16 protein-coding genes and 1 pseudogene are annotated in these 15,139 nt (G+C 32.5%); 11 read left to right on the plus strand and 6 right to left on the minus strand.

Annotated features, from left to right (window positions below; all coding sequences use genetic code 11):
* Positions 1 to 143 precede the first annotated feature (143 nt).
* The gene (locus tag ACJAX4_RS15215) at positions 144 to 425 is read left to right on the plus strand and encodes a hypothetical protein (RefSeq protein ID WP_435790304.1); all 282 of its coding nucleotides are present in this window, start codon (positions 144 to 146) and stop codon (positions 423 to 425) included.
* A 238-nt stretch (positions 426 to 663) separates the two neighbouring features.
* Positions 664 to 1,179 (plus strand): helix-turn-helix domain-containing protein, encoded by a 516-nt coding sequence (locus ACJAX4_RS15220; RefSeq protein WP_435790305.1) that lies wholly within the window; start codon positions 664 to 666, stop codon positions 1,177 to 1,179.
* A 33-nt stretch (positions 1,180 to 1,212) separates the two neighbouring features.
* On the opposite strand, the gene ACJAX4_RS15225 is transcribed toward ACJAX4_RS15220, so the two are convergent.
* Positions 1,213 to 1,584, minus strand: coding sequence for a hypothetical protein (locus ACJAX4_RS15225; protein ID WP_435790306.1), 372 nt, complete (start codon positions 1,582 to 1,584; stop codon positions 1,213 to 1,215).
* 319 nt (positions 1,585 to 1,903) lie between these two features.
* Between ACJAX4_RS15225 and ACJAX4_RS15230 the strand changes: the two genes are divergently transcribed.
* The 7 genes from ACJAX4_RS15230 (at position 1,904) to ACJAX4_RS15260 (ending at position 8,047) form a co-directional block, all read left to right on the plus strand.
* Entirely contained in the window at positions 1,904 to 2,536 is a 633-nt protein-coding gene (locus ACJAX4_RS15230) for a TetR/AcrR family transcriptional regulator (RefSeq protein ID WP_435790307.1), read from the plus strand.
* 45 nt (positions 2,537 to 2,581) lie between these two features.
* Positions 2,582 to 2,830, plus strand: coding sequence for an MFS transporter (locus tag ACJAX4_RS15235; protein WP_435790308.1), 249 nt, complete (start codon positions 2,582 to 2,584; stop codon positions 2,828 to 2,830).
* The gene (locus tag ACJAX4_RS15240) at positions 2,830 to 3,384 is read left to right on the plus strand and encodes an MFS transporter (protein ID WP_435790318.1); all 555 of its coding nucleotides are present in this window, start codon (positions 2,830 to 2,832) and stop codon (positions 3,382 to 3,384) included. Before ACJAX4_RS15235 ends, ACJAX4_RS15240 begins: the two co-directional genes overlap by 1 nt.
* Before the next feature lie 63 nt (positions 3,385 to 3,447).
* A complete protein-coding gene (locus tag ACJAX4_RS15245; protein WP_435790309.1) occupies positions 3,448 to 3,690 on the plus strand; it encodes a hypothetical protein in 243 nt (80 codons plus the stop codon).
* Between the two features lie 665 nt (positions 3,691 to 4,355).
* On the plus strand, positions 4,356 to 5,390 hold the full coding sequence (locus tag ACJAX4_RS15250) for an extracellular solute-binding protein (protein ID WP_435790310.1): 1,035 nt from the start codon (positions 4,356 to 4,358) through the stop codon (positions 5,388 to 5,390).
* Positions 5,391 to 5,402: 12 nt separating this feature from the next.
* Positions 5,403 to 6,989 carry an ABC transporter permease gene (locus ACJAX4_RS15255; RefSeq protein ID WP_435790311.1) on the plus strand — a complete coding sequence of 529 codons (1,587 nt, stop codon included), beginning with the start codon at positions 5,403 to 5,405 and terminating at the stop codon, positions 6,987 to 6,989.
* Between the two features lie 2 nt (positions 6,990 to 6,991).
* Complete coding sequence (locus ACJAX4_RS15260; protein ID WP_435790312.1) at positions 6,992 to 8,047, plus strand: ABC transporter ATP-binding protein; 1,056 nt, start codon at positions 6,992 to 6,994, stop codon at positions 8,045 to 8,047.
* A 71-nt stretch (positions 8,048 to 8,118) separates the two neighbouring features.
* On the opposite strand, the gene ACJAX4_RS15265 is transcribed toward ACJAX4_RS15260, so the two are convergent.
* The 4 genes from ACJAX4_RS15265 to ACJAX4_RS15280 form a co-directional block, all read right to left on the minus strand.
* Positions 8,119 to 9,123 (minus strand): isocitrate/isopropylmalate dehydrogenase family protein, encoded by a 1,005-nt coding sequence (locus ACJAX4_RS15265; RefSeq protein ID WP_435790313.1) that lies wholly within the window; start codon positions 9,121 to 9,123, stop codon positions 8,119 to 8,121.
* Positions 9,124 to 9,127: 4 nt separating this feature from the next.
* A complete protein-coding gene (locus ACJAX4_RS15270; protein WP_435790314.1) occupies positions 9,128 to 11,062 on the minus strand; it encodes an aconitate hydratase in 1,935 nt (644 codons plus the stop codon).
* A 54-nt stretch (positions 11,063 to 11,116) separates the two neighbouring features.
* Entirely contained in the window at positions 11,117 to 12,517 is a 1,401-nt protein-coding gene (locus ACJAX4_RS15275) for a 2-isopropylmalate synthase (RefSeq protein WP_435790315.1), read from the minus strand.
* A 71-nt stretch (positions 12,518 to 12,588) separates the two neighbouring features.
* Positions 12,589 to 13,047, minus strand: coding sequence for an Lrp/AsnC family transcriptional regulator (locus tag ACJAX4_RS15280; protein ID WP_435790316.1), 459 nt, complete (start codon positions 13,045 to 13,047; stop codon positions 12,589 to 12,591).
* A gap of 793 nt (positions 13,048 to 13,840) precedes the next feature.
* Here ACJAX4_RS15280 and ACJAX4_RS15285 point away from each other — a divergent pair.
* Positions 13,841 to 14,365 carry a DUF2500 family protein gene (locus ACJAX4_RS15285; protein ID WP_435790317.1) on the plus strand — a complete coding sequence of 175 codons (525 nt, stop codon included), beginning with the start codon at positions 13,841 to 13,843 and terminating at the stop codon, positions 14,363 to 14,365.
* A 69-nt stretch (positions 14,366 to 14,434) separates the two neighbouring features.
* Complete coding sequence (locus tag ACJAX4_RS15290) at positions 14,435 to 14,689, plus strand: WYL domain-containing protein (protein ID WP_435790319.1); 255 nt, start codon at positions 14,435 to 14,437, stop codon at positions 14,687 to 14,689.
* A 124-nt stretch (positions 14,690 to 14,813) separates the two neighbouring features.
* Here ACJAX4_RS15290 and ACJAX4_RS15295 read toward each other — a convergent pair.
* Positions 14,814 to 15,139: pseudogene (locus tag ACJAX4_RS15295) on the minus strand (NADH:flavin oxidoreductase); the annotation flags it as partial.

Genomic DNA, 15,139 nt, shown 5'->3' on the forward strand with positions numbered 1-15,139 from the left:
ATAGGAGGACCGCAAAATTTTACGGACATGTCAAGTGTTTTATGCAAAAAAAGTGGGGGAATCAACAAAAATTAATGATACTAAAAATGAGTAATCACAGGAGCTAAGGAGTTTCCGTGAAAGCTCAAACTAAATAAAGGGGGATGGCAAACTTGGAGAAAAAATCTGTAATTATTATAGGAATTTCAATTATAATAGGTTTTCTTATTTTAGCAAGTTCAGTAATCTATACATTTAAGGATTATGGTGAAAAGGATATAGTCAGCAAGAATATAGTCAGCAAGAATAAATACGAAATGATAAATGCCGGTTCAAATATTATAATATTTGATAAAGAGACTGGTCGATACTGGAGAAAATTTATCACAACAAACGCAGGACCGAATGAATGGACTGAAGAGACAATAGACCTTTTCAATAAATAAGATACAATATATAAATAATAGGGGGGAAGTATGCTAATATGCCCAAACTGTAAAAGTGAGTATCAAGAGGTGTATGCAATTTGTAATGACTTTATACTTATTAATTATACGTTTAGTATCGTATCTATGGGGTAATACAGTGTTAATCCTTAATTGCAACCTGTGGTTGCCAAAAAGCAAATGAAAATTGCTGGTATGATACCTGACATTTATGTATTATTTAAGTGAGGTGATAAAATTGGGTTTTTCCGAAAGATTACAATTATTGAGAAAAGAAAAAGGATTATCACAAGAACAACTTGCAGAATTATTAAATGTATCTCGTCAATCAGTATCAAAATGGGAGTCTGGACAAACATACCCAGAAACAGATAAACTAATAATATTGAGTGACTTATTTGAAATAACTTTAGATTATTTATTAAGGGACAAAAATACTGAATGTGTTGCTAATATTGATGTTGAAAGTGACAAAGAAGAAGAGTTGAGGTATAAAAAGAAAAAAACAAATAATAAATCAATATCCTCATTAGTGTTAGGGATTATATCATTCTTCCTCCCTTTTATTGGGTTAATCTTTGGTATCATGGGAATAGTTATGTCTTATAAATCTGTTAAAGAAATAAATAATTCAGAGGAAAAAGGAATTGGCTTGGCTGTATCAGGAAGGATTATTAGTATTATAGGTCTGGGTTGTCAAATACTTGTAATTGTTGGATTTGTAATGTTTTCTACAATAACTTATTCCCAGTAAAATCTCCCAACGGGTTTGATTTTGAATTAACATTTAATCTTTTAATTCGCTATACCTAAAACTATTTACACTCCATCGAAGTAGAGAAGAAAACAATCCCAACAAAACACACATTCTCAAAATAACAAACAATTGTTGTTCATATTCGTGCATGCTAAATTTGTTCAATATAAGAAATGTGAACAATATAGTCAATATAGCAGTTGTAATAGTTGTAGATTTAATAGTATATCTCAACATTCCTTTTTCACTTATTTTTTTCCAAGATTTAATGAAACTTTTATCATCTTCATAAAATATCTTTGATACTCTGTTTGGCTTTATTTTACTTTTTTTGATTAAAAATTTGAGAGTAGGACCAATAAGACAACTTATAAGAATTATAACATATTCTGATTTTCCCATAACAACAATCCCCCCTGATTTATTTATATCTATATCTAAATAATAAAATTTTACTTCGCCTAATATTACAACTATTTACTAACTTACAGCCTATTTGTATGTTAATTATAACATTAATTTCAAATATAAGGGCGAATATTCTCTAAAGATTGGTTATTCATCTTTTTATATCGCAACGCTTGATATCTAAGACAAAATTATGAAAACTCTAAAATTTCACACAGTAAATAGCTAAGTGCAGACAGCACTTAGCTATTTATATTTTATTAAAAGACAGACTGACAGTCGGTCGACGGATAAATTGCAAGGAGATGTACAAATGAGAATAGTAAAGGAAGTTGAAGAACGCAGGAAAGAAATACTTGACGTGGCGGATGAGCTTTTCTGTCAGAAGGGATTTGACGGCACAAGCACAAACGATATTATTGAAAAGGTCGGAATTGCACGGGGAACGCTATATTATCACTTCAAGTCGAAGGAGAGCATTATGGACGCGCTAATAGAACGCTATAACGTCCGTATTTTAGGCGCGGCGCAGGAAATTGCCGCAGACAAGAGCATACCCGTAAACAAGCGCATTATCGGCGTTGTAATGGCACTGAACGTAAGTGGTGGAAGCAGCAAGGAAATCATGGAGCAAATTCACAATCCGCAGAACGCGCTTATGCATCAAAAAATACAAAAGGTTATATTAAACGGTGTCACACCGATACTGACGGGAATAATCCGCGAGGGTATTGAGCAGGGACTGTTCAGCACTCCATTTCCGTATGAGTGCATGGAAATGGTTGTGGCATATACAAACACAATTTTTGATGAAGATATGGTTGAAATGACAAATGAGGAGCGAGTTTCACGTATACAGGCGTTTGTTTTCAACGCAGAAAGGTTGCTCGGTGCCGAAAGTGGAAGTCTCACGTGCATTATGCAGATGTTCGGCAGCGAAAATTGAGACATTATTAAATAATTCGTAAGTTAAAGGGGGGAGATTCATATAGTGAATGAAGTAAAAAAAGAAGATGGATTTAAAAAATTCCTAATTATCTGGTTTGGGGAATTAGTATCTAATATCGGTACTGGAATGACGGCCTTTGGTCTTGGAGTGTATGTGTGGCAAATGACACATTCGGCGGTGGATGTATCATTGGTGGAAATGGCAGCATTTCTGCCGGCAATTCTATTATGTCCTGCTGCGGGGGTTCTTGCAGATCGATTTGATAGAAGACTGCTTATGCTAGTGGAATGATGTCTATTGCATCCTCTTCCAAGTTTTTAATTTCACCGATTATTGGTGGTTTAATTTTGGCAGCTTCCGGTATGGAAATGATAATTATCATTGATATTTTGACTTTTGTTGTAACTGTTGTTGCAATCTTTACCGTAAGAAAATCTCTTGCGGTAAAGTCTCGAGTTAAGAGTGAAATGAATTTTTTTAAGGACTTAAAGGAAGGATGGCTGATTATTCGGAAAGCCAAAGGAGTCATGTTATTAATTGTACTTGTTTCTGTTTTAATGTTTTATATGGGATTTATTCAGGTGCTGTCAAAACCGATGATTTTATCCTTTGCCAGTGAGAAAACAACAGGAATTCTGCAGTCAATCGTTGCCTGCGGTATGATGGTGTCTAGTATCATGATTGGTAGAGGAATGTTAAAGAAAAATTATGTAAATGTCATGGGGAATTATTTCTTTGGTTTCACAGCTGGACTTGGCCTTGTAATTACTGCACTAATTGTATCTAAATCAAAGAGTATTCGTGAAATGATACGCACAAAGAAGCAGAAGGTAGTTTTGCGCTAGAACAATAATTTTAATAATGAGATATTTAAAAACAAAGCCACATAGTCGAAAGGAGAAAAAATAATGTTTTTAAAAATTGTAAAAAATGATTTCATCAGGAAGAAAATTATAACTGGGGCAGTGTGTGTATTTATAACTATGGCAGTTATTTTGGGAGCTAGTGCAACAAATATCATTGCAAATTTGACTCAGTCGATGTCACAGCTGCAGAAACATGCAGTCCCATCTGACATTACTCAGATGCATTCTGGAGAATATGATCAGGCAAAAATCGATAAATTTTCGAAGCAGCACAGAAAAAAATGAGTAAATTCAATTCGCAGCATGATGATATTAAGGAAAGAGAAGAAATCATTATGAAATGGCTTGTGGAGAATGGATTCTAATTCCATTTTCTCATTTCTTCAATTATAACTTCAGCAAACTCCAGTATTACCACCCAAATCACAAGTTAAATATTTTCCATATTTTAAAACAGCTTCCACGGCTTTCTCTATTTTATCTTACTATTATTAAATTTATGTCACTAAACCTTGATGGGACACCTTACATTAACACTTTTAAACCCCTTGCCAACAGGTGTAGTAACCGGGCCTTTAAGTGCAACTTTATTCTTTTTAATGCTTTCTAAAACGTAGGGCCCTATACTAAGATTGGAATCAGGATTTAATAAAGTTGTATTTGAAATAATAAAAAATAATTTTAATAGATTTGAAGGTGAAATCATAGGTATTATATCCATAACATACGAAAAAGCTGTGAATTACTTCACAGCTTTTGTGGTGTTTCCATGAGTGGGTTTAGTGTAGGAATGTTCAACCTTTATGATTTTGGTATGGACCCTTTCAAGACCTGAACTTTATTGATTTACAGGTTCTTTTATAAGTTACTATCACTAACATAGACAAGTCGTAATATACTATATTACGGACGAGCATATTGAATTGAATAAAATAAAAAGGGGAAAATCTATGAAAACATTATTTAAGAAGAATTTCAAAATTCTTATACCTATACTTCTTATATCTATTCTGACTTTCACTGGATGCACAGCATCTTTAAATAATAAAAATAACGCTAATGATAAATTTATGGAATTAACTATCTATAATGGCCGTAGAGAAAAATTTATAATTCCACTTGTTGAGAAATTTCAAGCTAAAACTGGAATAAAAGTTAATTTGATCTCGGGAAAAGCAACTGAATACGCTCACAGAATTGTTGAAGAAGGTAAAAATACACAAGCAGATCTATTCTTAGCAAATGATGCTGGTGTATTAGAATATCTTCGTATTCAGGATATGTTGGCACAGATAAGTTCAGAAGAACTAGAAAAAGTTCCTATGAATTACAGAGGAAAAGATAACACTTGGACAGGCGTAACTGTAAGGTCCCGTATTTTTATGTACAATAAGGATCTTATAACTGCAGAAGAAATGCCAAAATCCATGTTTGATTTGACAGACCCAAAATATAAAGGACAATTCGCTATAAACAGAGCTGGTAATGAATCTATGGTTACCTACTTTACTTCAATTAAAACAATAATAGGGGAAGAAAAAACATTTCAATTGATGAAAGGTATTATGGCTAATGACCCATTAATTCTGCAAAGTCATACAGAAGTAAGGCGAGTTGTTGGCAGTGGTGAGGTTAAATTTGGTCTTGTTAATAACTATCATCTTAAAGTTCAACTAACAGAAGATGGTATGAATAATGTTGCTGGAATTTATCCGGATCAAGGTAAAAGCGGAATGGGTACCTTTGTTAATGTATCTGGTGCTGCCATAACCAAGCATGCAAAAAATACTGAAAATGCTCTTTTATTTATAGAGTTTTTACTTCAAGAAGAGCAACAAAAAATGAATGAAGAGACTCCAATAATACCAAATATTGAAGGGGTCGAATATGAAGAATTTAAAGCTTCAGACGCATCACTTGGAGAAGTGGGTTCTGAATGGGAAGCAACCACAGAATTAATGAGAAAGGCAGGTTATTCTGATTAGGGTGGGATTAAAATGAATAGAATTAAAAGTATGTGGGTAAAAGCTTGGGGTGGTTCTCCACCTCGCTCTATGCTTTTACTTGTAAACATTATAACTGTACTAATAATGTCAATCCCAATAGTTTATATTTTCTCGCGGGCATTAACGGCTCCAATAGAAAAGTGGGAAATAATGTTTAAAACCCGTATTCCTTTTCTTCTTTGGAATACCTTAAGCTTAGCATTAACAGTTACTTTAATTACTACAATAATTGGCGTTGCCCTTGCATGGCTTGTTGAACACTCAAACTTGCCAGGTAGAAAGTTTTTTAAAATCGCCTTAAGTCTTCCATTATTAATACCGCCTTATATCGGTGCACTGACCTATGTTATTTTCTTTGGGCCAAGAGGTATCCTCTATTCTTCCTTAGGAGAAAGCCCTATAAATATATATTCATTTTTTTCAGTTGCATTTGTATTATCAATGTTCACTTTTCCTTATGTATTTTTAATTGTTTGCGCTTCACTTAGAAAAATCAGCGCAAACTATGCAGAAGCTGGTCGTTCCTGTGGAGCATCCTACTGTACCATATTTAGAAGGATTATTCTACCACTAATGAAACCTGCAATATTATCCAGTAGCATTATTGTTTTATTCTATGTTGTATCGGATTTTGGTGCAATCGCCATGCTCAGATATACTACTTTTTCAAGTAGCATTTACTTTCAAATGGTAGGAAGTTTGGATAGATCCTCCGCTGCAATTTTAAGTATTGTTCTTGTTGCACTTGGAGTTGCCATACTTTTGATTAAAGCATATATCCTCAATAAAAATGTGTTTTATCAAAACTCGAAATCGAATAGGAAAATAAATCCTATTAATTTAGGAAAGTTCAAATATATTTCTTTAGCTTTTGTGGGGATTGTTTTATTATTCTCAGTTATTCTACCTTTATCAACCTTAACAGTTTGGAGCATTAAAGGTGTTAATGAGGGGGCTGTAACCTTAAAAACTTTAGGATATATTAAAAACAGCTTGACTGTTAGTGTAGGAGCAGCCTTTATTACAATGATAATTTCAGTGCCTGTTGCTTATCTAAAGTTCAGGAATCCTTCAAAACTAACTTTTATTATGAATAATATTTGCCACATGGGGCTGGTTATACCTGGGACACTACTAGCTTTAGGTATGGTATTCTTTGTAAGCCAGTATTTTTCATGGCTTATTGGTAGTCAAATAATATTAATGGTAGGCTTTAGCATAAGATATATGTCAAGAAATTTACAATCTACAGAAGCTTCAATGGCACTTATATCAAAAAATCTCGATGAAACTGCCTATAGTCTGGGAAAGGATTTTAAGGTCGTACTGCTGAAAGTAATTCTTCCTTCAATATTACCTGGAGTCTTATCAGGAGGCGCTTTAGTTTTAGTAAGTTCATTAAAAGAATTGCCTATAACATTAATGTTAAGAGGCGCTGGTTTTGATACTTTAGCAGTGAGAATATGGATAGAATCAAGCGATGGATTTTATACTCACGCTGCCCCTGCTGGATTGCTAATTGTACTTGTATCTATTTTACCACTTTATTTGATGTTAAAAAACTATAGGGGGGATTAATTATGGCATATGTTGAAATAAAAAATCTTTCGAAAAAATATAATAATGCTCCCGATTTTACTATAAAGAATCTAAATTTAAAAGTAGAAAAAGGAGAATTAATAACAATTCTAGGCAAAAGTGGCTGCGGTAAAACAACATTGTTACGATTATTATCTGGCTTTGAAGTACCTAATGAAGGGCAAGTTATATTGAATGGCAATGTGATTTCAAGTAAGAACCTATGGATGCCTCCTGAAAAAAGAAATATAGGCATGGTCTTTCAAGATTACGCTCTTTTTCCCAATATGACAGCATGGCAAAATATAGCATTTGCAATTAATAAAGATGCTGACTATAAGAATAAAACTAACGATATGTTGAAACTAGTAGGTCTTTATGAGTCTAAAGATAAATATCCCCACCAATTATCAGGTGGTCAGCAGCAAAGAGTTGCCATTGGAAGAGCATTAATCCGTCAGCCTGATATTCTACTTTTGGACGAACCCTTTAGCAATTTAGATATGGAACTTAGAGAAGTTACGCGATCTGAAGTACTAAAACTTTTAAAAAAAACAGGAACAACAGCGATTTTTGTAACTCACGATCAAATTGAAGCATTATCAATTTCTCAAAGAATAGCTATATTAAATGAAGGTAAGATTCAGCAAATAGCTACCCCACATGATATCTATAATAAACCTGCAAATGTTTTTGTATCAGAATTTATAGGAAAATCAAATTTATTTACTGGAAAAGTCCAAGACTCAAATTCTATTTTGTGGGAAGATATTCTTATATCATGTAAGGATGATATTCCTTATAAAAAGGGAACTATAGCTAAATTCATGATACGGGAAGAAGATGTGATTATAAATAAAGATGGGGCATTAAAAGGTACTATTGTTAACTTTACCTATATGGGTATGCACTACAGTGCAACACTTAAGATTAAAACCCCAAATAATAAAACTTTTATGTTAAAAGCATTGTTACCAGGCTCTTCAGATGCGACACTCGGACAAAAAATAAATTTAGATTTGTTTATAAAATCGAAGTATCATATTTTCTTGTATTAAAATTAAACCTAGTTATTTTTATAACTAGGTTTTTATTTTTTTTAGAATTTATTGGCGGCTTAGTTATAAATTCATTTTCTCATTTCTTCAATGATAACTTCAGCAAACTCCTGCGTTCCAGTATTACCACCCAAATCACAAGTTAAACATTTTCCATCTTTTAAAACAGCTTCCACGGCTTTCTGTATTTTATCTGCCGCTTCTAATTCTCCTATATGCCTTAGCATCATCACACCAGATAGAATGCATGCAGTAGGATTTGCTATATTTAAACCAGCTATATCTGGAGCAGAACCATGAGCTGGCTCAAAAACTGCTCCATCTTCTCCAATATTTGCACCTGGTACTAGACCTAGTCCCCCAACGAGCCCTGCTGCCATATCTGATAATATATCTCCGTATAAATTAGGCATTACAAGAACATCATATTTTTCTGGGTTCATCACAAGCTTCATGCTCATAGCATCAACTATAACATCGGAAAATGCTATATCTTTGTGCATTGAAGCTATGTTTTTTGCACATCTTAAGAATAATCCATCCGAAAGCTTCATAATATTTGCTTTGTGAACTGCTATTACTTCTTTTCTATTCTGTTCTTTTGAAAGTTTGAAAGCATATTCCACTATTCTATCACTAGCTTTCTTAGTTATTATCTTTGTACTCTCTGCAATATTCTCTGTAACCATATGCTCTATTCCTACATATAAATCTTCACTATTTTCTCTTACTATTATTAAATCTACGTCGGTAAATCTTGATGGGACACCTTCATATGTTTTTATAGGCCTTATATTAGCATAAAGATTTAGTTCCTGCCTTAAAGTAACATTAACACTTTTGAATCCCTTGCCCACAGGTGTGGTAACCGGGCCCTTAAGTGCAACTTTATTCTTTTTAATACTTTCTAAAACGTAGGGAGGCATAGGAGTATTAAATTCCTCAATAACTTCTGCCCCCATACGTACTATTTCCCAATTGATTTTAACTCCACTTTTTTCTATTACTTTAACCGCAGCGGAGGTTACCTCTGGGCCAATCCCATCACCGGGTATAAGTGTAATATTGTATTCCATATGTCTACGCACCTGCCTTTTTCTTGTTTTTCATAAGATTTATTAATCCGCCGTATATAAGCATATCTTTTTCTCTTTGGGTTACTTCAGGTAGAGTTTTATACGTAACTCCTTTTGTTATATTACTTACAATAACAATACCTTTTTCTATCTGAGCTGCAACATCGTAAATGGCTAATTCATCCATCTCATCTATGCTTTCATAGTCATGAGTGCTCTCAAATATTAATGGAACTATAGCGTTATTAATTAAATTAGCCTTATGAATTCTTGCAAATGATTTCGCTATAACAGCCTTAATACCTAAGTAAAGAGGTGCCAGGGCTGCATGTTCACGACTTGATCCTTGTCCATAATTTGAACCTGCAACTATAATTCCACCATCGTATTTTTTAGCCTTAGATGGGAAACTTTCATCACATGGAGTTAAACAGAATTCTGCTAAATATGGAATATTAGATCTGAATGGAAGAAGTTTTGCATTAGACGGCATTATATCATCTGTTGTAATGTTGTCCTCTAATTTGGTTAATACTTTGCCTGTCAAATCTCCTTTTAATTCTGCAGCTTTTGGGAATGGTTTAATATTAGGCCCTCTTTTTACAACAATACCTGTGCCATCATCAGCTGGGTTTATTATTAAATTATCGTTAATTAAGAATTTTTCTGGAAGTGGAACCACAATAGCAGCTCCTAGTTCTCTTGGATCCGTTATATATCCTGCAAGTGCAGATGCAACCGCAACTTCTGGACTCACAATATAAACATTAGCTGATACCGTTCCAGATCTGCCTTTAAAATTTCTATTAAAGGTTCTAAGAGATACTGCATCTGTTGATGGTGATTGGCCCATTCCTATACATGGACCACATGCACTTTCTAAAATCCTTGCACCAGCATCAATCATATCAGAAAGCCCACCGTTTTTAGATAGCATACTTAAAACCTGTTTGGAACCAGGTGAAATAGAAAGTGAAACTTCATCAGGAATAGTTTTCCCACGGAGTATTTTAGATACTTTCATCATATCTACGTAAGAGGAATTAGTGCAGCTTCCTATTAACACTTGGTCCACCTTAATGTCTTTTAATGATGCTACAGGGACTACATTGTCTGGACTATGAGGACAAGCAACAAGAGGTTCAATTAAAGCCAAATCTATTTGAATTATCTCGTCATATATTGCCCCCGCGTCCGCTTTAAGCTCTATATAATCACTCTCTCTATCTTGTGCTTTTAAAAATTCGTAGGTTATCTCATCACTAGGGAAAATTGAAGTTGTAGCTCCAAGCTCTGCACCCATGTTTGTAATAGTTGCTCTTTCTGGTACGCTTAGAGTTTCCAGACCAACGCCTGCATATTCAAATATTTTATTAACTCCACCCTTAACTGTTAAGCGTCTTAATAGTTCTAAAATAATATCTTTAGCAGAAACCCAAGGCTTAAGTTTTCCTAATAGATCTACCTTTACAATTTTAGGCATTGTTATATAATATTCCCCGCCGCCCATTGCAACAGCCACATCTAGTCCGCCAGCTCCTATGGCAAGCATTCCAATTCCGCCACAGGTAGGAGTATGACTATCTGAACCAAGTAAAGTTTGTCCTGGGACTCCGAATCTTTCTAAATGAACTTGGTGACAAATTCCATTTCCTGTTTTAGAAAAATATATGCCATGTTTTTTGGCAACTGTCTGTATATATAAATGATCATCTGCATTTTCAGGACCAGTTTGCAGGATATTATGGTCTATATAGGCAACAGATTTTTTAGTTTGGACACTATCAATTCCCATAGCTTCAAATTGAAGATATGCCATTGTCCCTGTAGAATCTTGAGTTAAAGTTTGATCTATCACAATTGCGATTTCACTATCAGAAATCATTTCGCCCATTACTAAATGGGACTTAATTATTTTTTGTGCAACAGTATATGCCATGATATCCCTCCATCTTGTTTATATATAAGTAAGATTAAAAATATAAAGCCTATATTAACAGGCTTTAGTGTCTTGTTCTCTTAAAACCAGTTCTGGAATAATCTTTTTTGCAATTACTTCTAGTTCTTCACTTATCATTACAGTAGTTCTACCACCCACGTATTGCTTATCTACCCACTCTTTTATATCATTAATTCGCTCGTCTCTTTTATCTATCTTGTCTATTCCCTTTAATCTAAAATAAGTATTAACCCAAGCTGCTATGCCAGCGCGACCAGAATGCTCATTAACTGCCACAACAATTGGTCTACCTAATATTTTTTCTGTATCAAAGATATTATATATTTCTTCATCTTTTAATATTCCATCTGCATGTATGCCAGCTCTAGTAACGTTGAATTCACTACCTACAAATGGTGTTTTAGGTGGAATACTGTATTTAAACTCACCTTCAAAATACTTACCAATTTCACTTATAAGTTTTAGATTCATATTTTTTGTGTTTCCTTTTAATTGACCATACTCTATAATCATTGCTTCTAAGGGGCAGTTACCTGTTCTCTCACCAATACCAAAAAGAGATGTATTTATAGCACTGCATCCATGAAGCCATGCTGTTGTAGCATTTGGTACTACATTATAAAAGTCATTATGTCCATGCCACTCAAGACAATCAGAAGGAACTCCTGCATAAACTCTTAATCCATGTATAATATGTGGTACACTTCTTGGCAGCTCCGTACCTGAGTAAGGTAATCCAAGACCTAATGTATCACATGCCCTAATTTTTATCTTGATACCATATTTCTTAGAAAGTTCCATAAGCTTTTGTGCTAGGGGGACTACGAACCCAAAGAAATCTGCTCTAGTTATATCTTCAAGATGACATCTTGGGGTTATTCCATTCTCTAAGGCTTCTTCTGCTAGTGACACATATAAATCCATAGCCTCTTGTCTTGTTTTGTTTAATTTCTTGAATATATGATAATCAGAACAGGACATAAGCATTCCTGTTTCCTTAAGTCCCATATCCACAACCAACTTAAAGTCTTCCTTATTAGCTCTTATCCAGGAAGTTACCTCTGGGTATTTATATCCTCTTTCCATACATTTCCGAGCAGCATTTCTATCTTTTTCTGTATATAGAAAGAATTCTGTTTGTCTAATTATTCCAGAATTATTATCAAGTTCATGTAAATAGTCAAATATTTTAACTATTTGAGCCTCACTATATGTGTCCATAGCCTGTTGACCATCCCTAAATGTAGTATCGGTAATCCAAATGTCTTCAGGTACAAACATTGGAATCTGCTCATTCCCAAAAACTATCTTTGGAATTTCTGAGTACGGGAATATATCTTTAAATAAGTTGGGTTGTTCTTCGTTTTTCACCTGTAAATTGCTTTTCATAATACTACGCTCATCATTAAAATTTGTTGTTTGTACCTTTTTCATTTATTATCCTCCTCTTTATACATGACAATGTATAAGATTTCATTTTTCATAATATGGAATTAAATCAAAGTTTACTCAATTATTTCACTTGGTATAATAGAATGATTATTTTTTATTGTGGAAAGAGAAACATTAGTCTTAGTTTTTTGAACTCCTGGGATGTTTTTTATCTTATATAAAAATCTTTCTAAACTTTCTGTACTTTCCGTAATGATTTTTAAAGCATAATCGAAATCGCCAGCAAGGTAGTGACACTCTACAATCTCATCATCTAACTGAACTATGTTAATAAAAGGATCTGTGAATTTAGGTGATTCAAGAGATATAAACATTATTATCATAAGATGTTTGTTCATTTTTTTAGCATTTAGTATTACAGTGTACTTATCAATAATACCGCTAGCATCAAGTTTTTTTAACCTATCACTTACTGCAGGTACTGATAGATTAATTCTGTTGCTTATTTCGGAAGCTGTTACTCTAGAATTCTGTTGTAAAAGTTTAAGTATTTTGATATCAAGATTATCCATAATGATCACCTCTTATATAATATTATTAGATAAATTATAGCATATAGTTAAATAAATTAAAGAGATTATCAGTATATACATAATAGATTAGGTAAATAGATATTATAACCTAATCTATTAAAGTTTAAACGTTTACTTAATTCGATTAACCTAAAATAATTAGGTGGTTTAATTTAATCTAATTATGAAAATGCAATATATATGAATAAAACATTCATATTTCATAATAGACATTTTATATTGTAATTACAAATAATGAACTAGCTAGATACTTTGATGGCAATATTTTATATTTTGAAATGTGTTGCGAGGTGTGATTATGATAGAATAGACTTATATTATAGTCATAAAATATAAAAAAGTATGTTTATAGGCATACCAATCTAATATAGTTTTACAAATAGAACAAGAAAAGGATATTTACTACTTGTGTCATCCGTTAAGAATATTATGAATTAATTTTGGATTTTGCGAACCAAGTTATAGCTATAAAATAACCTATTATAGGGGAAACTCCGTATCCCATAAGTGGAACTGGAAAATTTCCAAATAGAGTAGAAATTAAAACAATAATAAAATACATACCAATTCTTAAAGATAACAGTTTATATTTATTTGGTGGAATGCGGTTAGCATACAAGCAATACTAATCACTTAATAAAAAATCTCTTAAATATGACAATATAACCTTTATTAGTAAAGTTATTATGATAGAATGGTTTAATGAAGAATTTTGGAAATAAAATAAAATAAAATCTTGTAGTGAATTTTATATGTAGAGGAGAAGATTTATGTGTCAAACAATAAAGAAGCTTTTTTTACCGTAAAGCGAGGGATAATAATATTAATTTTATACAGTATAACTATAATTGTATACTTTACGTTTTTTTATAAGCCATTGGAGCTCCTATATCCCAATGTGGGAATAATTGTAAATACAAATAAAACTTTAAAGTCTATTAATCGTGACAATATAATGTTCTTTTTTATATTTTCATTATTAGGTGTTGTTATTTTTCTTATGATTACAACAATTATATACGATCAGATATTGTTATGTACCAAACCTATTATTGAAGTTAACGCTAGGTTAAAATCAAAAGAATTAGTTATGCAGAGGAGTGGAGACTATTTGGGGTTTTCAAATATTGGCTATACTTATAGTTTAACATTTGAAGTGGATAATGGAGATTTAGTAACTTTTCCTGTTTATCCTAAATATTATTACACAATCATTGAAAGAAATAGGGGTGGGTTGAAATATAAACAAGGAAGAGTTAAAAAATTTGAAGGTTTTGATTTTACTTCGATAGATTAATAGTTCAATTATATTAATTGACGAACCTGAAATATCGTTACATTATTGAACTTCTAAATCCTAACAACTATATCTGAAGAGAAAAAAGTAAATTTCAGTTATCACTCAGCTGTTGGAAATCATAAAGTTCACACGATAATACCTTATAGCTTTACTTGTGAACTTGGTAAATACTACATAATTGGATTTTTTGAAAGAAAAGATTGTTTACTTCACTTTAGAATAGATAGAATATCAAATGTAACTATTTTAGAGGAAGATGGAAAGAGAGACAGTAAGTTTAATGTGTGGAGTAAGAAATTTGAGTTAAGATTAATATGTTAATAAGAGGAAATATAGGTTGTTATTATTTTAAATAATATAGAAGAAATTAAATTCAAAGAAAACACAGGTTTTTAGCCTGTGTTTTCTTGTTTAAATAATTATTATTGTAAAATATGAATATTTTTTACTTATTTGTTTTATTGAAAACAACACAATAATTTCCCTCATCCGTTCTGCATTTAGAACAACTAAGACAAATAGATGGCTTGTTATCTCCAGATTTCCATCTTTTTATTAAATTAGGTTCTGAAAGTAGTGGTCTTGATAGAGCAAAAAATTCAATATTACTCTCATTTAATATATTTTCTATCTTGCTTATATCTTTAAATCCACCTACCGTAATTATAGGTATTCTAACTTCATTACTAATTACTTTAGCATACTCAACAAAATAACCTTCCTTTTGTAATTTATAGCCGTCAAATGTTTCGCCAGCCATTGAACTCGCTT

It is taken from the genome of Clostridium sp. (genome assembly GCF_051278035.1).
Classification (GTDB): domain Bacteria; phylum Bacillota; class Clostridia; order Clostridiales; family Clostridiaceae; genus Clostridium_AD.